We start from the raw sequence: 20322 nt of genomic DNA, 5'->3' as shown, positions 1-20322 counted from the left end.
CTGCTTCCCCCAACTCGGCCATTGGCGGGGAAATCCCGAGCCGAATTGAGTTTGCCCCAGGCCCCCGTCAGACCGTCTCCTTGACCCGCGCCGACAGAAAGTCCGGCAAGTCGGCAACCGAATCCAGAACGACATCGGCGATCGACGCCAGCGATTCCCGCGTGCCGGTGCCGGAGAGCACGCCGACCGCCAGGCCGCAGCCGCCGGCACGCGCCATCTCCAGGTCGTGGCGGTTGTCGCCGACCATGGCGATCTCGGACGCCTTCAACCCGGTCAGGTCGCAAAAGGCGACGATCGTGTCCGGCGCCGGTTTCGGATTGGCGACCGCGTCATAGCCATAGGCGGCGGTGAACAGCTGCGCGACGCCGAGCGTGACCATGGTCTTTTCGGCACCGGCAGTCGAATCATTGGTGGCGACGCCGAGCCGGTAGGATCGCTTGTGCAGAGCCGTCAGCGCCGCGACGATGCCGGGCAAGGCCACCGCCATCGATGAGCCTTGCACCGAGGTGATCTCGTTGAAACGGGCGACGGCCAGCATCTGGTCCTCGTCGGACAGGCGCGGGAACCATAGTTCGACGACATCCATGTTGGTGCCCGAGGCGAAGATGGAATCCGGCTTGAAACGCTTGGCGACAAAATCGAAGCCCGCCGCTGAAAGCAGCCTGTCGGCTTTCCAGCGATCGCCCTCGGCAGCATCCATGGCCATGAAATCGGCGATGCCGAGCCAGGTCGCGTTGAAATCGACAAGCGTGCCGTCCTTGTCGAACAATATGCCCTTGATGTCGGCCGGATTTTTCATTGCGCCCCCCGCAGTTGCTGGATGCGCGCCACCAGCCCGGCCGTCGATGCGTCGCGCTTGGCGGCGCTCTCCTTGCCTTCCACGACTGGCAACAGGCCGGTCGCCAGCTCCTTGCCGAGCTCGACGCCCCATTGGTCGAAGGAATTGATGTTGAACAGAGTGCCTTCGACGAAGACGCGGTGCTCGTAAAGCGCGATCAGCCGGCCGAAGGTGCGCGGGTCGAGCTTGCGGTAGAGGATCGTCACCGAGGGGCGGTTGCCGGAGAAGACGCGGTGCGGGGCTATTCTGTCGACATCGGCCGGCTTCATGCCCTTGGCCAGCATCTGCGCGCGAGCCTCGTCCAGCGTGCGGCCCTTCATCAACGCTTCCGATTGGGCCAGGCAATTGGCAAGCAGTAGATCGTGCTGGTGCTTCAGATCCGGCTCATGGCCGACGGCAGCGGCAAGGAACTCGACCGGGATGGAATCGGTGCCCTGGTGCAGCAGCTGGAAGAAGGCGTGCTGGCCATTGGTGCCGGGCTCGCCCCAGACCAGCGGTCCGGTCGGCGTCGTCACCGGCGTGCCGTCGAGGGTGACGCCCTTGCCGTTCGATTCCATGTCGAGCTGCTGCAGATAGGCCGGCAGCCTGGAAAGGCGCTGGTCATAAGGGATGACCGCACGCGCCGGATAACCGCAGATCACGCGATGCCACCAGCCGACCAGCCCCAGCAGCGCCGGCAGGTTCTTCTGCAGGGGTGCGGTGCGGAAGTGCTCGTCCATCTCATGCGCGCCATCGAGGAAGGCGCGGAAGTTGCGCGGGCCGATGGCGATCATCACCGGCAGGCCGATGGCGCCCCACAGCGAATAGCGGCCGCCGACCCAGTCCCAGAAGCCGAACACGCGATCCGCTTCGATGCCGAACTTGGAAACCAGGTCGAGCGCGGTCGAGACGGCGGCGAAATGCTTGCCGACAGCTTCCTTGCCGAGCGCCTTCTGCACCCATTCGCGCGCCGTCTCGGCATTGGTCATCGTCTCGACCGTGGTGAAGGTCTTCGAGGCGATGATGAACAGGGTGGTTTCGGCCGACAGGCCCTTCAGCGTGTCGTGGATATGGGCGCCGTCGATGTTGGAGACGTAGTGCGCGCGCGGGCCGTCGTGATAGGGCGCCAGCGCCAGCGTCGCCATGGCCGGGCCGAGATCGGAGCCGCCAATGCCGATGTTGACAATGTCGGTGATTTTCTTGCCGGTGGCGCCGGCGGCCTTGCCGGAGCGAATGGCGTCGGCGAAAGCGCCCATGGCGTCGAGCACGGACAGCACATCCGCCTTGACCTCCTGGCCATCGACGGTGACGCCCTTGCCCGAGAGGTTGCGCAGCGCCGTGTGCAGCACGGCGCGGTCTTCGGTGATGTTGATCTTCTTGCCGGAAAACATTGCGGCGCGGCGACCTTCGAGATCGGCGGCGGCGGCGAGCTTCTCGAGCAGTTCCATCGTGCCCTGGTCGACCGCGCATTTCGACCAGTCGAGCAAAAGGTCGCCGTCGCTGGCCGAGAACGTCTCGAAGCGCTTGGGGTCGGCGGCAAAAGCCTCGCGCATCGTACCCGATGCCGCCGCGCGCGCAGCACGCAAGGCGACAAGCTGTTTGTCGAAGGAGGAATGATCCACTTTCGGCTCCTGATCGTTTTTCACGACATCTTATCAGACCGGATGTTTCCGGCGCGTGTCGTCGCGCTGATCTTATTGAGCCGAATTCCGCATGTTTCAATGCGTGGGGATGACGCAGTGCAGCATAGTGCGATGTGATGGAGCTATGACGCTGCGCGCCGCGCTGGATGATTTGATGGGAGTAGCGACGACGCTGCGCGTCGCGCTGGGGATAATGAGGCGCGACGACGCTTCGCATCGCGCGGGCGTCCGCGCTGCGGGATGACGCAAGCGTCACCCGGGGATGCGACGACGCTGCGCGTCGCGCATAGATCACTGGCATAAATCCCAGCGATCAGAAAAATTGATTGGCGCAACCCCTTGTGCCACGGTTACCTTCCGCTGGTCCAGCCAAGCAAAAAAGACTGGCCATCGAGGAACACCTTCCATGCCACAGCGTAACGACACGGCCATATGGTCCGGCCTGTTCCGGATTTCGGCGGAATCGGGCCAGACCCTGCAGGCGCAGATCCGTCAGGCGATCGTCGCCGCCATTCTCGACCGGCAGATCGCCGCTTCGATGCCGCTTCCGTCCTGCCGCATCCTGGCTGAAAAACTCGGCGTCGCGCGCGGCACTGTGGTGCTGGCGTTCCAGCAATTGGTCGATCAGGGTTTCCTGGTGGCGCGTGAACGGCGCGGCCATTTCGTCAATCCGGATGTGCTGGCCACCCCCGCCAAGCCGCACCAGAAGGCGCCCGACCAGCAGAACGAGATCGACTGGAAGGCACGCCGGCAGATCGCCGCCAGCGACATGCCGCCACCGGCCAAGCACGACAACTGGATCAAGTCGTCCTACCCCTTCGTCTACGGCCAGTTCGACCCGGCGCTGTTCCCGACAGCCGAATGGCGTGAGTGCAACCGCATGGCGCTGGCCGTGCTCGAAATCCGCAACTGGGCCTCCGACATGGTCGACCGCGACGATCCGCTCTTGATCGAGCAGATCCAGGCGCGGCTGTTGCCGCGGCGCGGCATCTTCGCCAATCCGGACGAGATCATCGTCACGCTCGGCGCCCAGAACGCGCTCTATATGCTGGCGACACTGCTGATGACAAAGGGCTCCAAGGTCGCGATGGAAGACCCGGGGTACCCCGACGCGCGCTCGATCTTCCGCCTGGCCGGCGCCGAGATCCAGCCGGTCCCGGTCGACCAGTCCGGCATCGTCACCTCGTCCATCCCCAACGATTCCGGCTTTGTCTTCGTCACCCCCAGCCACCACTGCCCGACCATGGTGCCGCTGTCGGCGGAACGCCGGCAGGACCTTCTGGCGCGCGCCAACCGGCACAACCAGATCATCATCGAGGACGGCTATGACAGCCAGCTTCTCGACGAGGCGCCGCAGCAGGCGCTGAAGAGCCTCGATCGCTCGGGTCGCGTCGTCTATGTCGGCTCGATGTCGAAGACGCTGGCTCCGGGCCTGCGGCTTGGCTACATCGTCGCTTCGGCTGGACTGATCTCCGAGCTCAGGGCGCTGCGCCGCTTCATGCTCAGGCACCCGCCGGCCAACAACCAGCGCGCGGTCGCGCTGTTCCTGTCGCTCGGCCATCACGAAGCCCTGGTGCGGCGGCTGTCGTCGGCCTTCGACGAGCGGCGCAAGCGTCTGGTCCATGCGATTTCCGCATTCCTGCCGGAATGGCGCTCGACCGATTCGGCCGGCGGCACATCGCTCTGGCTGGAAGGCCCGCGCGGCACCGATTCACGTGGACTGGCCGAGGCCGCGGCCTCGCGCAGCGTCATCATCGAGCCGGGCGACCGCTTCTTCGATCGCACCGAAAAGCCGTCGCGTTTCATGCGCTTGGGCATTTCCTCGATCGCATTGCAGCACATCGAGCCGGGTATTCGCGAGCTCGCGACCGCAGCCGGACGCAGGCCCGCTGCAGCCTGATTTGCCTGTGCCGGGGCTTTGAACAGTCCCGGCGCTTGGCATGATCACCAACATTCTGCATTAGCTCTCTGGCATACTCGGCTGCGTTGACTGGCCCATAGGCTGGGCCAATGGCAGCGGCATAGTCGGCTGACAGAGGGACGAAGCAGGCCGACGGTGCACCAATCATCGCGTCGTGTTTCGCAAGCTAAAGGTGGAGTGCCCCCCATGTCAGTGGCTGTTGAGCAGCAGGATGCGGCTCCTAAAGATGCATCAGCCGACCAGCGTTCGCGCCGATCCGGCGGGCGCGAAGCGCGCCGCGCCATGCGGGCCGCACCGCTTGCCGACGATATCCGGCCGGTGCGCGCCGGCCTCGAAGGCGGCAGCTACGGGCCGCTCAACCAGAACGACCAGGAGCGCATCCATGAAGCGGTGCTGACGCTGCTGGAGACCGTCGGCTTCGCCAATGCCATTCCCTCCTGCATCGAGGCGCTGACCGGGGTCGGCGCCGTCTATGGCGATGACGGCCGCGTCCGTTTCCCACGTGGGCTTGTGATGGACACGATCAGACGAGCCGCGCGGAATTTTACGCTGCACGGCCAGGACCCGAGGCATGACATGCTTATCCAGGGCAAGCGCGTGCATTACGGCACGGCGGGTGCGGCGGTGCATCTGGTCGATGTCGAAAAGCGCGAATACCGCGAGTCGCTGGTGCAGGACATTTATGATGCCGCTCGCCTCGTCGAAGGGCTCGACAACATCCATTTCTTCCAGCGGCCGATGGTGCCGCGCGACATTCCCGATCCGCTCGAAATGGACTTCAACACGCTCTACGCCTGCGTGATGGGCACGTCTAAGCATGTCGGCACCTCGTTCACGGTGCGCGAGAACGTGCAGCCGGCGCTGGACATGCTTTATGCGATCGCCGGCGGCGAGGAGAACTTTCGCGCCCGGCCGTTCGTATCCAATTCCAACTGCTTCGTCGTGCCGCCGATGAAATTCGCTGAGGACGCCTGCGGCGTGCTCGAAGCCTGCGTCGAAGGCGGCATTCCGATCCTGCTTTTATCGGCCGGCCAGGCCGGCGCCACCGCTCCGGCGGCAATTGCCGGCGCTGTGGTGCAAGCGGTGGCCGAAGTGCTGGTCGGCCTCATCTACGTCAACGCCATCAAGCCGGGGCATCCGGCGATCTTCGGCACCTGGCCGTTCGTCTCCGACCTCAGGACCGGCGCCATGTCGGGCGGCTCGGCCGAGCAGGCAGTGTTGACTTCGGCCTGTGCGCAGATGGCGCAGTTCTACGATCTGCCGGGCGGTTCGGCCGCCGGCATGACGGATTCGAAACTGCCCGACATCCAGTCCGGCTATGAAAAGGGCATCACCGATGTGATGGCCGGTCTTGCCGGCCTCAATCTGGTCTATGAATCGGCGGGTATGCATGCCTCGCTGCTCGGCTTTTGCCTGGAGAGCCTGATCATCGACAATGACATGCTGGGCCACTGCCTGCGCTGCGTGCGCGGCATCGAAGTGACCGACGAAGCGCTGTCGATCGACACCATCACCGAAGTCTGCATGAATGGCCCAGGCCACTATCTCGGCAACGAGCAGACGCTGCGGCTGATGCAGACCGAGTATTTTTATCCGGCCGTGGGCGACCGCTTTTCGCCCAAGGAATGGAACGAGAAGGGCCGGCCCGACATCTTGCAGCGGGCGATCATCGAAAAGAAGCGCGTGCTTGCCGAGCGCTTCCCGCGCCATGTGCCGAAGCTGCTCGACGACAAATTGCGCGCCCGCTTCGGCGAGATGATCAAGCTGCCACGCAGCGGCATGGGCGGGTAAGCTTCACCTTACGTAGGTCAGTCCGCACTTAACCCAAAGCGCTCGACCACTTCGGCGCTGATCAGCTTGCCATGCAGCGCCATCAACACGATCTGGGCATCCAGGCTGTCGCCGGTTTCAAGCGCAGCCTCGATGCGGCGCTCAGCGTCCAGCCGCCGCTCCGGCCCATTGGCCTGCTCGAAGGTTTGTGGGCCCGCGATGCAACAGCCAAACAGCTGCGCCACGGACCGGTAGGCGTCCGGCGGCGGCTCGTCCGGCCAATGATCCTTCATCAAATTGACGATGGTGAGCTTTACCCCCTCAGGGACAAGCGCCGGATGCAGATCGGCGCCGCGCAGCGCGGTGTCGAGTTCCCGCAAATCGCCGGAGCGGCCGAACATGCCGAGGAAACCGATTGAAGAGCGCCGTTTAGTCACGTTGATACTTTCCGTCCGATAGCCGACCACTCATATGGGAATGTAGGATCGTTTTTCATCGCCTTTGCGGAGTCTCAGGCAAGCCAGGCGTCGAGCCCGAATTCCCGCTGCAACAGGTCTTCCGCACTTTCCAGCGCGCCCTCGATCCAGCCGTGATTGTTGGACCACGCTTCGCCACAGACATGAATGCCAGGAGCGAGCGTATGGCTCGCCAGTTTTATACCGGAGATATCTATGCCACGGTCCCATACATGCGACGCGCCGCCATAGGCCGGCGCACCCCAATCCTGCGCAAACCCGCCGATGGGTTTCGAGATGGCGCCGTGTTTGCCATGGACTTCGACCATCTGGCCGTGAAAGGCCTCCAGCGCGGAATGTCCCTCGGCCAAAACCGCAAAACCGTGGCGCCGAGCGAGCTCAGGCAGCAGTGAGCGCCAGAATACCATGTGCCTGCCATCGCAATAGGCCATGGCGACGCTCCGCCGAATCGTCGCGTCGCGCGCGTCCGCTTTTGTGAACTGCCATATCTGGCGAGCCGGCAGATCGGTCACGCTGTGGCCGGCCGCGATGCCGTTTCGAGCCCACCATGGGCTGGCATAGCAGGCGGCCAGCGTGAGCATCGGCCAGGGTTCCGGTGCCGGCAGATCGCTGGGCTGCTCGATGCCGGACTTTTCCAGCAGGGTCCGCAGGGGGCGGACCGGTAACGCCAGCACGACCTTGCGCGCCTCGACCGTCCCGCCCTGCCCCTCGACAGACAAGACCATCCCTTGCGCCGAGCGGGCGATGGCGGTCACGGTGTGATCGAGATGGACGGCGCCGCCGCTGACAGCGATCCGCCCGGCCATTCGCTCCGCAACCGGCTGGAACCCACCATCGGGGGAACAATAGGAGCGGCCGCCGCTCAGCTCGCCGAGCGCAAGCCTGAACGTCTCGGCGGCGTTGGGTCCGCGCAGGAGCAACGAATAGCCCACCGCGTCCTCGGCAAAAGCCATTTCCTCCGGGGTCAAGACCGTCGCCAGCACATCCCAAGTCGCCCAATCCGCCAGCTTGCGGCCGCGATAAACGAAGCCTGCGGCGCCGTTCCATTCGGCGCTGCCGAAGGCCTCCGAACCCGGCAGGATCAGTGCTGCCGCCTTTCGCAGCAGGCGGGACGGGCCTTTTTCCTGCAGCCGACGCGTCACGTCATAGGCAAACAGGCGGCGCGGCGCAAAGCGCGATATAGCGGCGTAGGGCAGGCTCCTACCGCGCAGATGGAGCCGGTTGGCGCCGGTGACGACGTCCATACCCGACAGCTTTACATCCAGCGTCGCCATGAGTTTTTTGAGCAGCCGATGTTGCGGCATCAGCATCATCGCGCCGAGATCGATGCCGAAGTTCGGCTCTCCGGGAAATGAGACCGTGGAGGCCCGACCGCCGACGCGACCGGCGGATTCGAAAACAGCGATCCTTGCGGGCTTTTCACTTTGGGACAAGCGCCACGCCAGGAAGAGACCGGCCATGCCCGCGCCGACAATAGCAATGTCGACCGGGGCAATGTCGATTGGGCTAGGCGGCAAGGATACGCCCGTGGCGGAAAACCATCATCATGGACGACGCTCTGGACCCCTCTTGATTTCGTGTCAAAAAACCCGAAACTGACGAGGACTGCAATGTCATACTGACAGGTGGGATCAGTTGGCGTGCGAGCAGTGATCTAAAACGGGCAACGGGTCCTATGAAGAAACAGTATCACACACCAGTCATCCGCAAGGCAGGACGACTCTCCGGCATCACAGCCATCGCCGCTTCGTCCGGCCCGCCTCCACCCTGAGGCCGCCATCCAAACAAGCTTACGCCAAGGCTTTCATGCCGGCCCGATCAGGCCGGCATTTTCATATCAAGCGGGTGCTCAGTGGTTGTCCCTCGGCACGCCGCTGGTGTGCGCGACGTCCTGGTATTTCACCGCCGGCTTCAGCACCATGCCCTCCGAGAGCTGGTCGACCATGGAGCGCTGGATCTCCTGCCATGGCGTCTGATGCTTGGGATAATGATAGCCGCCATCGACCTGCAGTTCGGCACGGCGGCGCGTGATTTCCTCGTCGGTGACGAGGATGTTGGCAGTGCCTTTCCGTAAATCGATGCGCACACGGTCGCCGGTCTTGAGCAGCGCCAGGCCGCCGCCAATGGCGGCTTCGGGCGAAGCGTTGAGGATAGAGGGCGAGCCCGACGTGCCCGACTGGCGGCCATCGCCGATGCAGGCCAACGCGTGAATTCCCTTCTTGATGAGATAGGCTGGCGGTTGCATGTTGACGACCTCGGCGCCGCCGGGATAGCCGATCGGGCCGGCGCCGCGCATGAACAGGATGGTGTGCTCGTCGATGCCTTGCGCCGGATCGTCGATGCGGGCGTGGTAGTCCTCGGGACCATCGAAGACCATGGCATTGCCCTCGAAGGCTTCCGGGTCGTTCGGGTTGGAGAGATAGCGTTCGCGAAATTCCGGCGAGATGCCGCTCATCTTCATGATTGCGGAATCGAACAGATTGCCCGTGAAGTTGATGAAGCCGGCATTGGCCTTCAGCGGCTCGGCGACGGTGCGGATGACGTCGGTGTTCTCGTTGGCGACATCCTTGCAATTGTCTCCGATCGTCTTGCCGTTGACCGTCATGGCTTCGGGATAAGGCAGCAGCTTGGCCTTCATCAGTTCGGCCACCACAGCCGGCACGCCGCCGGCATGGTGATAGTCTTCGCCGAGATATTCGCCCGATGGCTGCAGATTGACGATGAGCGGCACATGGAGGCCGACCGTCTGCCAGTCGTCATTGGTGAGTGGCACGCCGAGATGGCGGGCAATCGCGTTGAGGTGGATCGGCGCGTTGGTCGAGCCGCCTATCGCCGAATTGACGACAATGGCGTTCTCGAAGGCCTTGCGCGTCATGATGTCGGACGGCTTCAGATCCTCATGCACCATCTCGACGATGCGCTTGCCCGTCTCATAGGAGATCTGGCCGCGCTCGCGATAGGGCGCCGGGATGGCAGCCGAGCCCGGCAATTGCATGCCGAGCGCCTCGGCCAGCGAGTTCATCGTGGTGGCGGTGCCCATGGTGTTGCAATAGCCGGTCGACGGCGCCGATGAGGCGACGATGTCCATGAACTCGTCATAGTCGATCTCGCCGGCCGAGAGGCGCTGGCGCGATTCCCAGACGATGGTGCCCGATCCCGTGCGCTTGCCCTTGTGCCAGCCATTGAGCATCGGTCCGACCGAAAGTGCTATGGCCGGAATATTGACGGTGGCCGCCGCCATCAGCAGCGCCGGCGTGGTTTTGTCGCAGCCGATGGTCAGCACGACGCCGTCGAGCGGATAGCCGTAGAGCACTTCGACCAGGCCGAGATAGGCAAGGTTGCGGTCGAGTGCCGCGGTCGGGCGCTTGCCGGTCTCCTGGATCGGATGGCACGGGAATTCGAAGGGGATGCCGCCCATCGAGACGATGCCTTCGCGCACGCGCTTGGCGAGCTCGATATGGTGGCGGTTGCATGGCGACAGATCCGAGCCGGTCTGGGCGATGCCGATCAGCGGCTTGCCCGACATCAGCTCGGCCCGCGTCAGGCCATAGTTCAGGTAGCGCTCGAGGTAGAGCGCGGTCATGCCTGGATTGTCGGGATTGTCGAACCACTCCTGCGAGCGAAATTTCTTCTTTCCGGTGGGGGCGCCTGCCATCATGGTCTCCGTATTTGTAAGACAAATCGATATGGCAACGCGCGGAAGCAGGCAAGAGGGCGCACCGTCGCAACCGGACTTTGGTGCGATAGACACAGACCAGACCGTGCGTTAGGCCTTCGAAGTTTGTCCGGGAGGTGTCGATGGCTTTGGTGATCGAAGGCGAGGAACGCATTGCCGCCCCCCTGCAGAAAGTGTGGGACGCGCTGAACGATCCGAAGGTTTTGCAGGCGACCATTCCCGGCTGCCAGCACCTGGAGATGAAATCGCCGACCGAAATGGCGGCGACGGTGGTGTTGAAGATCGGACCGATCAAGGCGACATTCAACGGCGAGGTGACGTTGAAGAACCTGAAGCCGCCGCACTCCTACACCATCCAGGGCGAGGGCAAGGGCGGTATTGCCGGCTTCGCCAAGGGTGGCGCCGACGTGACGCTGACGGCGGACGGGCCGGATGCGACGGTCCTCAAATACGCGGCCAAAGCCGAAGTCGGCGGCAAGATCGCCCAACTCGGCAGCCGGCTCATCGAATCGACTTCGAAGAAGCTGGCCTTGCAGTTCTTTTCAAGCTTTGGCGAGAAGGTGGGTTCCCCTCCCCCTTGAGGGGAGGGATATCCGAGCTACTCGAACACGATGTTCGGCACCGCCGCTTCGGCCGCGCCGCGTTCTTCGTTGACCCGGTCCCAGACCTTCGAAGCAATGCCGCGATAGATCTTCGCCTCGGCGCTGTCTGGCTTCGACGCCACCACCGGAGCACCTTCATCAGAACTTTCGCGAATGCCCATTTCCAGCGGCACTTCGCCGAGGAAGGTCACGCCGAGGCGCTCGGCCTCGCGCAGCGCCCCGCCATGGCCAAAGATGTCGTAGCGCTTGCCGGTATCGGGGGCGATGAAATAGCTCATGTTCTCCACGATGCCGAGCAGCGGCACGTCGACCTTCTTGAACATATTCAATCCTTTGCGGGCGTCGATCAGCGCCAGGTCCTGCGGCGTCGAGACGATGACCGCGCCGGCCAGCGGCACCTGCTGGGCCATGGTCAGCTGGGCGTCGCCGGTGCCGGGCGGCATGTCGACGACGAGCACGTCGAGGCGGCCCCATTCGACCTCGCGCAGCATCTGCGTCAGCGCCGACATCACCATCGGACCGCGCCAGATCATCGGCGTCTCCTCGTCGACGAGGAAGCCCATCGACATCACCTTAAGGCCGTAATTCTCCATCGGTTTCAGGATCTTGCCGTCGACGGTCTCCGGCCGGCCATGGATGTTGAGCAGCCTGGGCATGGACGGGCCATAAATATCGGCATCGAGCACGCCGACACGCAAACCGTTGGCGGCGAGGCCAAGCGCGATGTTGACAGCGGTGGTCGACTTGCCGACGCCGCCCTTGCCGGACGCCACCGCGATGATCGCCTCGATTCCGGGCACGCCGCGCTTGCCCGAGCTTTGCGAGGCCGAGGCGTGCGGGGCTGGAGTGTGTGGAGCTGGGCGCGGCCCGCCTGGCGCAGCCGGCGGTGCGGGCCTGGGCGCGGGACGCGACGCAACCGGAGCCTCCATGCCGCCGCCCTTCTTCTCCGCCGTCAGCGCGACGACGGCGCCGGCGACACCAGGGATCGCCTTGACGACACGCTCGGCTGCGGCGCGCAGCGGCTCCATCTCCTGTGCGCGGGCGGCGGGAACGGTGATCGAGAAAAACACTTTCGAATCGGCGATGAAAATCTCCGAAACCATGCCGAGGTCGACGATGTTGCCGGTGAAGTCCGGCCCGTTGACCGTCTTCAGACGCTCGGTGACGATTTCCTTGGTGACGGACATGCATTGTTCCCTAGGCGTTTGGCTGCGGCTCAGATAGTGCAGATTGGCAGCGACTCCAAGCACCACCGGTGTCCGCCTCACCCTGCCAGGCCAACCGCTAGGTAGGTGAGCGCCGAAATTGCAGCCGTGGCCGGCAAGGTGACGATCCAGGCGATGACGATGTTGCCGGCAATGCCCCAGCGCACGGCCGAGACGCGACGGGCAGCGCCGACACCGATGATGGCCCCGGTGATCGTATGGGTGGTCGACACGGGGACGCCAAGCCAGGTGGCGGCAAACAGGGTGATGGCGCCGCCGGTCTCGGCGCAGAAGCCCTGCATCGGGTTCAACCGGGTGATCTTCGAGCCCATCGTGTGGACGATGCGCCAGCCGCCGAACAAAGTGCCGAGCGCCAGTGCTGTCTGACAGGTGAGGACGACCCACAGCGGCACGTAGAACGTCCCGCCGAGCATACCTTGCGAATAGAGCAGCACGGCGATGATGCCCATGGTTTTCTGGGCGTCGTTGCCGCCGTGCCCTAGCGAATAAAGCGAGGCCGAAAAGAACTGCATGACGCGGAAAGTGCTGTCGACGGCGAACGGTGTCTGGCGCACGAACAGCCAGGAAACGGCCAGGATGAGGACCAGCGCCAGAACAAACCCTGTCGCCGGCGACACGACGATTGCGGCGACCGTCTTGCCAAGCCCGGTCCAGACGATGGCGCCGGGCCCAGCCTTTGCAACGCCGGCGCCGACAAGCCCGCCGATCAGGGCATGCGAACTGCTGGACGGGATGCCGGCAATCCAGGTGACGATGTTCCAGACGATGGCGCCGACGAGCGCCGAGAAGATCACCGCCGGCGTGACGATGCTGACGTCGACGATACCTTTTCCCACGGTTTCAGCCACGTGAAGGCCGAAGAACATGAAGGCGATGAAATTGAAGAAAGCCGCCCACAGGACCGCATACTGCGGTCTCAGCACGCGGGTGGAGACGATGGTGGCGATGGAGTTCGCTGCATCGTGCAGGCCGTTGAGAAAATCGAAAAACAGCGCGACGGCGACAAGGCCGATCAGCACGGGAAAGGCGATGGTGGCTTCCATTGCCTAAACGTTCTCGATGACGATGCCGCTGATCTCGTTGGCGACGTCCTCAAAGCGGTCGACCACCTTCTCCAGCTGGCCGTAGATCTCCGAGCCGATCAGGTAGGCCATCGGATCGCTGCGGCCATGCCGCTTGAACAGGTCCTTCAATCCCTGCTCATGCAGATCGTCGGCGCGGCTTTCGACGCGCATCACCTCTTCGGCGATGGCGTTGAGGCGTACCGTGTGCGTGCCGACCTTGCTGAGCAGCGGGATCGCTTCGGCAACCAGCCTGGAGGCGGCAACGATGACGCCGCCCATCTCCTGCATCAGCGGGTCGAATTCCTTCTTTTCGAACAGCTTCACCGTCTTGACGGTCTTGTGCATCATGTCGATGGCGTCATCCATCGACTGGATCAGGTCCTTGATGTCGCCGCGATCGAAAGGCGTGATAAAGGAACGCCGCACCGCCAGCAGGACTTCGGCCGTGATACGATCGGCCTCGTCCTCGAGATCGATGATCTTCTGGCACCAGCGATCGATGTCCTTGCCCTGCAGAAGCTGCTCCAGCGCCTCGGCGCCGCCGACCACGGTGCGGGAATGCCGTTCAAAGAGGTCGAAGAAGCGATCTTCGCGCGGCAAAAGCTTGCGGAACCAGCCCAGCATGTCCGATCTCCTCGTATTCCATCCAACCACATAGCGCCGTGTTCGGCCGGGGGAAACAGCCAGCCGGCCCAAAGATGTGGATGCATGGCCAATTGCGGGTAGAGCTTGCGGCGAAAGGCAATTTCCCCGACCTTGCGCGCAACGAACGGACGGATGGTATGATCGACAAGCTCGAATTCTTCATCGCGCTGGCCAAGGAGGAGCATTTCGGCCGGGCGGCGGAAGCGTGCGGCGTCACGCAGCCGACCTTGTCGGCCGGGATCAAGCAGCTGGAGGGCCAGCTCGGCGTCATGCTGGTCAATCGCGGTTCGCGCTTTCAGGGGCTGACGCCGGAAGGCAAGCAGGTGCTGGTGTGGGCGCGTCGCATCGTCGGCGATTCCAGGACCATGCGCGAAGAGATGCGGGCGGCGCGACATGGCCTGTCCGGGCGTATCCGTATTGCCGCCATCCCAACCGCCCTCGCCATGGTGGCGCGGCTTACGACGCCATTTCGCGAGAAGCATCCGGGCGTCACCTTCTCTATCCTGTCGCGCACCTCGATCGAGGTGTTGTCGCTGCTCGGCAATTTCGACGTCGATGCCGGCATCACCTATCTCGACAACGAGCCTCTCGGACGGGTGACCAGCGTGCCGCTCTATGACGAGCGCTACCAGCTGATCACGGCGGTCGGAAATCCCTATTCGGATCGCGACAAAGTGACATGGGCCGAAATCAGCCAGCTGCCGCTCTGCTTGTTGACGCCGGACATGCAGAACCGCCGCATCATCGACCAGCATCTGGCCGAGGCCGGCGTGCAGGTGCGGCCGACACTGGAATCCAACTCGATGATCGTGCTGTTCTCCCACATACGGACAGGCAAATGGTCGTCGATCATGCCGCTCAACCTGGCGGAAACATTCGGTTTTTCCGAGCCGATCCGGGCCATTCCGATCGTCGAACCGGATGCCAGCCACACGGTCGGGCTGGTCGCCGCGCCGCGCGAACCGCACACGCCGCTGGTGCAGGCGCTGCTGGACGAGGCGATGGCGCTGGCAGACGATTTCCGCGCCAATCGCTGAGCTAGTCATAACTGGTCAATCGGCGCGATAGAAATTTTCTATCGTGCAACGAAACCGCTTTATTGATTTCAGAGGTTTTCTCTGATTTCTTAAGCACTTAGCGATTAAGCGGCGTAGGCATGTCGTTGTTCCAAAACCGCTTCATGCCTTTGGACGATTATATGCATCGATCGCTACGATAGGGAGGGCGCTGCGTGACGATGCAGCCTGCAAGTACCGAGATACAGTCGCGCACGGCGGCGATCATCCAGGAGTTGAAGGGCCTCGAAGGCCCCCTGCTGCCGATCCTGCACGAGATCCAGGAAGAATTTGGCCACGTGCCGCAGGACGCCGTGCCCGTCATCGCCGATGGGCTGAACCTGTCGAGGGCCGAAGTGCATGGCGTCGTGACCTTCTATCATGATTTCCGTGCCCGGCCGGCTGGCCGGCATGTGCTCAAGCTCTGCCAGGCGGAAGCCTGCCAGTCGATGGGTTCGGATGCGATCGCCGCAAAGGTCAAGCAGTTGTTGGGCATCGATTTCCATGAGACCACCCGCGACGGATCGGTTACGCTTGAGCCTGTCTATTGCCTCGGGCTGTGCGCCTGTTCACCGTCGGCGATGCTGGATGGTGAGGCGATCGGGCGGCTCGATGACGAGAAGATCGAAGAGATCGTCGGGGAGGTACGCTCATGATCCCGCGCATCTACATTCCAGGTGACTCCGGCGCGCTGGCGCTCGGCGCCGAAAAGGTCGCCAAGGCTGTTCGTGCGGAACTGGCTGAACGGGGCGTCGAGGCCAAGATCGTCCGCAACGGCTCGCGCGGCGCCTATTTCCTCGAACCGATGGTCGAGGTCGCGACCGAAAAGGGCCGCGTCGCTTACGGGCCGGTCAAGCCATCGGACGTCAAGAGCCTGTTCGACAGCGGCTTTCTCACCGGCGGGCATCACAAGCGCTGGCTGGGCGCGCCCGACAAAATCCCGTTCCTGGCCAAGCAGACGCGCCTGACCTTTGCGCGTTGCGGCATCAACGACCCGCTATCGCTCGATGCCTACAAGTCACTGGGCGGGCTCAAGGGCCTGCAGAACGCGGTGGCCATGGCGCCGCTCGACATCGTCAAACAGGTCACGGAATCGGGCTTGCGCGGCCGAGGCGGCGCCGGCTTCCCGACCGGCATCAAGTGGAAGACGGTGCTCGATACGACATCTGACCGCAAATACATCGTCTGCAATGCCGACGAGGGCGACAGCGCCACCTTTGCCGACCGCATGATCATGGAGGGCGACCCCTTCGTGCTCATCGAAGGCATGACGATTGCCGGCATCGCCACCGGCGCGACCAAGGGGTTCGTCTATATCCGCTCGGAATATCCGCATGCGGTGGCTGTCATGAACAAGGCTGTCGAGGTCGCCCGCAAGGCAGGCGTGCTCGGCGTCAGCGTGCTGGGTTCGCCCAACGCCTTCGACATGGAAATCCGCGTCGGCGCCGGCGCCTATGTCTGCGGCGAGGAAACTTCGCTGCTGAACAGCCTTGAAGGCAAGCGCGGCGTGGTGCGAGCCAAGCCACCGCTGCCGGCAATCCAGGGTCTGTTCGGCAAGCCGACGGTGATCAACAACGTCATCAGCCTAGCCTCCGTGCCCATCATCATGGACAAGGGTGCTGCCTTCTACAAGGATTTCGGCATGGGCCGCTCGCGCGGCACGATCCCGATACAGATCGCCGGCAACGTCAAGTTCGGCGGCCTGTTCGAGGCGGCGTTCGGCATGACGCTGGGCGAGATCGTCGACGATATCGGCGGCGGTACGGCCACAGGTCGCCCGGTGAAGGCGGTGCAGGTCGGCGGCCCGCTCGGCGCCTATTTCCCGCGCGGCCTGTTCGACACGCCGTTCGAATACGAAGAGTTCGCGAAGCGCGACGGGCTGATCGGCCATGCCGGCATCACCGTGTTCGACGACACGGCCGACATGCTGAAGCAGGCGCGCTTTGCCATGGAGTTCTGCGCCATCGAAAGCTGCGGCAAGTGCACGCCCTGCCGCATCGGCTCGATACGCGGGGTGGAGACCATCGACCGGCTTGCCGCCGGCATCGAGCCGGAGAAGAACCTGGCACTGGTCACCGATCTCTGCAACACGATGAAGTTCGGATCGCTCTGCGCGCTAGGCGGCTTCACGCCCTATCCGGTGATGAGCTCGATCACCCATTTCCCCGAAGATTTCAAGCCCGCGCCGGCGCGCGTGGCTGCTGAATAGGAGCTGGCAGATGAATATCAAGGCCGACTTCCCGACACTCATCGAAGAACTCGATTACGGAACCCCGGAATCGAAGGCGCAAAAGCAGGTTACGCTGATCGTCGACGGCCGCAGCATCAGCGTGCCGGAGGGTACGTCGATCATGCGCGCGGCGATGGAAGGCGGGGTCGAGATCCCAAAACTCTGCGCCACGGACATGCTGGACTCGTTCGGCTCCTGCCGCGTCTGCCTGGTCGAGATCGACGGGCGCGGCGGCACGCCGGCATCCTGCACGACGCCCGTCGGCGAAGGCATGGTGGTGCGCACGCAATCCGAGCGGCTCGACGCCATCCGCCGAGGTGTCATGGAGCTTTACGTCTCCGACCACCCGACCGGCTGGAACGAGAAGGCCGGTACCGGGGCCAGCGAGTTCGACGTTGTGGCGAAGTCTGTCGGCCTGACCGAGAACCGCTTCGGCATCGAGGGCCGCAACCACGTCAAGCAGGAAAACGGCGTCGCGCCCGGCCATGGCTCGCTGGCGGTCGACTACATCGCCCGCGACGAGTCCAACCCCTATTTCACCTATGATCCGGCGCAATGCATCGTCTGCTCGCGCTGCGTGCGGGCCTGCGAGGAGGTGCAAGGCACCTTCGCGCTGACGATCGAGGGCCGCGGTTTCGAATCGCGCATGGTCGCAGGCATGCACGAGGACTTCATCGCCTCCGAATGCGTATCCTGCGGCGCCTGCGTGCAGGCCTGTCCGACCGATGCGCTGCGTGAAAAGACCGTGCTTGAGAAAGGCATGCCCGAGCGTTCCGCTGTCACCACCTGCGCCTATTGCGGCGTCGGCTGCTCGTTCAAGGCAGAAGTGAAGGACGACGAAGTCATTCGCATGATGCCCTACAAGGACGGCAAGGCGAACCACGGCCACTCCTGCGTGAAGGGCCGTTTCGCCTATGGATATGCCACCCACAAGGACCGCATCCTGTCGCCTATGATCCGGGAAAAGGTCAGCGATCCCTGGCGCGAGGTGAGCTGGGAAGAGGCCATCGCCCATACGGCCAAGGAATTCCGCCGTATCCAGTATCAATACGGCCGCACCTCGATCGGCGGTATCACGTCCTCGCGCTGCACGAATGAAGAGACCTATCTCGTCCAGAAGCTGGTGCGCCAAGGCTTCCGCAACAACAATGTCGACACTTGCGCGCGCGTCTGCCACTCGCCGACCGGCTACGGCCTCGGCCAGACCTATGGCACCTCGGCCGGCACGCAGGATTTCGATTCCGTCGATTTCACCGATGTCGCCGTCATCATCGGCGCCAATCCGGCTTCCGCGCACCCGGTGTTCGCCTCGCGGCTGAAAAAGCGGCTGCGCCAGGGCGCCAAGCTGATCGTGCTCGATCCGCGCCGCACCGAAATGGTCAAGTCGGCGCATATCGAGGCCGACTATCACCTGCCGCTGAAGCCCGGCACCAACGTAGCGGTGCTGACGGCGCTGGCGCATGTCATCGTTACCGAAGGGCTTTTCGACGAAGCCTTCATCCGCGATCGCTGCGACTGGGCGGAGTTCCAGGATTGGGCTTCTTTCGTCGCCTTGCCGGAAAACAGCCCCGAAATCGTGGGCAAGCTGTCCGGCGTCGATCCCGAACTGATCCGAGGTGCTGCACGGCTCTATGCCAAGGGCGGCAATGGCGCGATTTATTACGGCCTCGGCGTGACCGAACACAGCCAGGGTTCGACCACGGTTATGGCTATCGCCAACCTTGCCATGGCGACCGGCAATATCGGCCGCCCGGGCGTCGGGGTGAATCCGCTGCGCGGCCAGAACAACGTGCAGGGTTCCTGCGACATGGGCTCGTTCCCGCATGAACTGCCGGGCTACCGCCACATCTCCGGCGAGGCGGTGCGCGACATCTATGAGACGTTGTGGGGGGTGAAGCTCGACGACGAACCGGGCCTGCGCATCCCCAACATGCTGGATGCCGCCGTCGACGGATCCTTCAAGGGCATCTACATCCAGGGCGAGGACATCCTGCAATCCGACCCTGATACCAAGCATGTCGCGGCCGGCCTGGCGGCGATGGAATGCGTCGTCGTGCACGACCTGTTCCTCAACGAGACAGCGAACTACGCGCATGTCTTCCTGCCGGGCTCGACCTTCCTGGAAAAGGACGGCACCTTCACCAATGCCGAGCGCCGCATCAACATGGTGCGCAAGGTGCTGGAGCCGAAGGCGCGCTATGCCGACTGGGAAGCGACACAGGAGCTTGCCCGCGCGATCGGGCTGGATTGGAACTACCAGCATCCCTCCGAAATCATGGACGAGATCGCCAAAACGACGCCAAGCTTCGCCGGCGTCTCTTTCGATCTGCTCGACCGTGTCGGATCGGTGCAATGGCCCTGCAACGAGAAGGCGCCGCTCGGCACGCCGATCATGCATATCGACGGCTTCGTGCGCGGCAAGGGCAAGTTCATCCGCACAGAATATGTGGCGACCGACGAGCGGACCGGGCCGCGTTTCCCGTTGCTGCTGACCACCGGTCGCATCCTCAGCCAGTACAATGTCGGTGCACAGACAAGGCGCACCGAAAACGTCATGTGGCACTCGGAGGACCGGCTGGAGATCCATCCGCACGATGCCGAGAACCGCGGCCTGCGCGATGGCGACTGGGTGCGGCTGACCAGCCGTTCGGGTGAGACGACGCTGCGTGCGCTGATCACCGACCGGGTGTCGCCAGGTGTGGTCTACACAACGTTCCACCATCCCGACACGCAGGCCAACGTCATCACCACCGACTTCTCCGACTGGGCGACCAACTGCCCGGAGTACAAGGTGACCGCGGTGCAGGTCGGCGCCTCCAACGGGCCTTCGGACTGGCAGCGCGATTATAACGAGCAGGCCGAGCAGAGCCGCCGCATCGCTCCGCTACAGGCGGCGGAGTAGTCTTGCCACGGCGTTCGACAATGAGAGCTTCAATCTTGACGGTTGGTCGACCCCCACTCCGTCAGGAAGGAGAGCTTAAGCCGCCTGGCGCCTTTCCTCTCCCTCCGGAGGGGGGAGAGGTGGCGCCGCCAAGCGGCGACCGAGTGGGGGCCGCCGGCCCCGCACCACGCAGCCGTCTAAAGTCCCGCACACCCCAAAGCCCAGGCACACCGGCATATCTGGCGAGCAGCCGACCCCCACCCCGTCAAGCTTCGCTTCACACCTCTCCCCCGATCGACGGGGGAGAGGTGTCAAG

General features: G+C 63.7%; 15 protein-coding genes. 7 read left to right on the top strand and 8 right to left on the bottom strand.

The features are described from left to right. Positions 1–67: 67 nt before the first annotated feature. Both NKI06_RS23685 and pgi read right to left on the bottom strand, forming a co-directional pair. A complete protein-coding gene (locus tag NKI06_RS23685) occupies positions 68–799 on the bottom strand; it encodes an HAD family hydrolase (RefSeq protein ID WP_023688783.1) in 732 nt (243 codons plus the stop codon). Further along, on the bottom strand, positions 796–2439 hold the full coding sequence (pgi, locus tag NKI06_RS23680; protein ID WP_502900610.1) for a glucose-6-phosphate isomerase: 1644 nt from the start codon (positions 2437–2439) through the stop codon (positions 796–798). Before pgi ends, NKI06_RS23685 begins: the two co-directional genes overlap by 4 nt. Positions 2440–2866: 427 nt before the next feature. Here pgi and pdxR point away from each other — a divergent pair, with 427 nt between their 5' ends. Both pdxR and NKI06_RS23670 read left to right on the top strand, forming a co-directional pair. Then, positions 2867–4360: a MocR-like pyridoxine biosynthesis transcription factor PdxR gene (pdxR, locus tag NKI06_RS23675; protein WP_023669484.1), complete on the top strand. Its 1494-nt coding sequence runs from the start codon at positions 2867–2869 to the stop codon at positions 4358–4360. A 207-nt stretch (positions 4361–4567) separates the two neighbouring features. Further along, positions 4568–6172, top strand: coding sequence for a trimethylamine methyltransferase family protein (locus NKI06_RS23670; protein WP_352987405.1), 1605 nt, complete (start codon positions 4568–4570; stop codon positions 6170–6172). Positions 6173–6189: 17 nt separating this feature from the next. Here the strand turns inward: NKI06_RS23670 and NKI06_RS23665 are convergent, their stop codons facing one another. From NKI06_RS23665 to NKI06_RS23655, 3 genes are all read right to left on the bottom strand, one after another. Continuing rightward, a complete protein-coding gene (locus NKI06_RS23665) occupies positions 6190–6588 on the bottom strand; it encodes a hypothetical protein (RefSeq protein WP_352987412.1) in 399 nt (132 codons plus the stop codon). A 74-nt stretch (positions 6589–6662) separates the two neighbouring features. Then, a complete protein-coding gene (locus NKI06_RS23660; RefSeq protein ID WP_023682062.1) occupies positions 6663–8144 on the bottom strand; it encodes a flavin monoamine oxidase family protein in 1482 nt (493 codons plus the stop codon). 332 nt (positions 8145–8476) lie between these two features. Then, a complete protein-coding gene (locus NKI06_RS23655; protein ID WP_352987404.1) occupies positions 8477–10282 on the bottom strand; it encodes an IlvD/Edd family dehydratase in 1806 nt (601 codons plus the stop codon). Positions 10283–10425: 143 nt separating this feature from the next. On the opposite strand from NKI06_RS23655, the gene NKI06_RS23650 reads away from it, so the two are divergent. Beyond that, positions 10426–10884: an SRPBCC family protein gene (locus NKI06_RS23650; protein ID WP_023688787.1), complete on the top strand. Its 459-nt coding sequence runs from the start codon at positions 10426–10428 to the stop codon at positions 10882–10884. Positions 10885–10901: 17 nt separating this feature from the next. On the opposite strand, the gene NKI06_RS23645 is transcribed toward NKI06_RS23650, so the two are convergent. From NKI06_RS23645 to NKI06_RS23635, 3 genes are all read right to left on the bottom strand, one after another. Beyond that, the gene (locus NKI06_RS23645; RefSeq protein WP_352987403.1) at positions 10902–12092 is read right to left on the bottom strand and encodes an Mrp/NBP35 family ATP-binding protein; all 1191 of its coding nucleotides are present in this window, start codon (positions 12090–12092) and stop codon (positions 10902–10904) included. A gap of 77 nt (positions 12093–12169) precedes the next feature. Further along, a complete protein-coding gene (locus NKI06_RS23640; RefSeq protein WP_023703518.1) occupies positions 12170–13174 on the bottom strand; it encodes an inorganic phosphate transporter in 1005 nt (334 codons plus the stop codon). A 3-nt stretch (positions 13175–13177) separates the two neighbouring features. Next, a complete protein-coding gene (locus tag NKI06_RS23635; RefSeq protein WP_352987402.1) occupies positions 13178–13819 on the bottom strand; it encodes a DUF47 family protein in 642 nt (213 codons plus the stop codon). 158 nt (positions 13820–13977) lie between these two features. Between NKI06_RS23635 and NKI06_RS23630 the strand changes: the two genes are divergently transcribed. The 4 genes from NKI06_RS23630 (at position 13978) to fdhF (ending at position 20027) form a co-directional block, all read left to right on the top strand. Continuing rightward, positions 13978–14877: a LysR family transcriptional regulator gene (locus tag NKI06_RS23630; RefSeq protein WP_023688790.1), complete on the top strand. Its 900-nt coding sequence runs from the start codon at positions 13978–13980 to the stop codon at positions 14875–14877. Positions 14878–15071: 194 nt separating this feature from the next. Further along, positions 15072–15551, top strand: a complete 480-nt coding sequence (locus NKI06_RS23625) for a formate dehydrogenase subunit gamma (protein WP_352987401.1) — start codon at positions 15072–15074, stop codon at positions 15549–15551. Beyond that, positions 15548–17104, top strand: a complete 1557-nt coding sequence (locus NKI06_RS23620) for a formate dehydrogenase beta subunit (protein ID WP_352987400.1) — start codon at positions 15548–15550, stop codon at positions 17102–17104. Before NKI06_RS23625 ends, NKI06_RS23620 begins: the two co-directional genes overlap by 4 nt. A 10-nt stretch (positions 17105–17114) precedes the next feature. After that, complete coding sequence (gene fdhF / locus NKI06_RS23615) at positions 17115–20027, top strand: formate dehydrogenase subunit alpha (RefSeq protein WP_352764025.1); 2913 nt, start codon at positions 17115–17117, stop codon at positions 20025–20027. The last annotated feature ends 295 nt before the right edge of the window (positions 20028–20322 follow it).

It is taken from the genome of Mesorhizobium sp. M0772 (genome assembly GCF_040320135.1).
Classification (GTDB): Bacteria; Pseudomonadota; Alphaproteobacteria; order Rhizobiales; family Rhizobiaceae; genus Mesorhizobium.
Note: the sequence above shows the minus strand (reverse complement) of the source record. Positions and strands in the feature narration are given on the sequence as shown.

Excerpts from the sequence above, each read along its gene's own strand:
- NKI06_RS23650 (WP_023688787.1), top strand. The coding sequence starts at position 10,426 with ATGGCTTTGGTGATCGAAGGCGAGGAACGCATTGCCGCCCCCCTGCAG.
- NKI06_RS23670 (WP_352987405.1), top strand. The coding sequence starts at position 4,568 with ATGTCAGTGGCTGTTGAGCAGCAGGATGCGGCTCCTAAAGATGCATCA.
- NKI06_RS23685 (WP_023688783.1), bottom strand. The coding sequence starts at position 799 with ATGAAAAATCCGGCCGACATCAAGGGCATATTGTTCGACAAGGACGGC.
- NKI06_RS23655 (WP_352987404.1), bottom strand. The coding sequence starts at position 10,282 with ATGGCAGGCGCCCCCACCGGAAAGAAGAAATTTCGCTCGCAGGAGTGG.
- NKI06_RS23640 (WP_023703518.1), bottom strand. The coding sequence starts at position 13,174 with ATGGAAGCCACCATCGCCTTTCCCGTGCTGATCGGCCTTGTCGCCGTC.
- NKI06_RS23635 (WP_352987402.1), bottom strand. The coding sequence starts at position 13,819 with ATGCTGGGCTGGTTCCGCAAGCTTTTGCCGCGCGAAGATCGCTTCTTC.
- NKI06_RS23620 (WP_352987400.1), top strand. The coding sequence starts at position 15,548 with ATGATCCCGCGCATCTACATTCCAGGTGACTCCGGCGCGCTGGCGCTC.
- pdxR (WP_023669484.1), top strand. The coding sequence starts at position 2,867 with ATGCCACAGCGTAACGACACGGCCATATGGTCCGGCCTGTTCCGGATT.
- fdhF (WP_352764025.1), top strand. The coding sequence starts at position 17,115 with ATGAATATCAAGGCCGACTTCCCGACACTCATCGAAGAACTCGATTAC.
- NKI06_RS23645 (WP_352987403.1), bottom strand. The coding sequence starts at position 12,092 with ATGTCCGTCACCAAGGAAATCGTCACCGAGCGTCTGAAGACGGTCAAC.
- NKI06_RS23630 (WP_023688790.1), top strand. The coding sequence starts at position 13,978 with ATGATCGACAAGCTCGAATTCTTCATCGCGCTGGCCAAGGAGGAGCAT.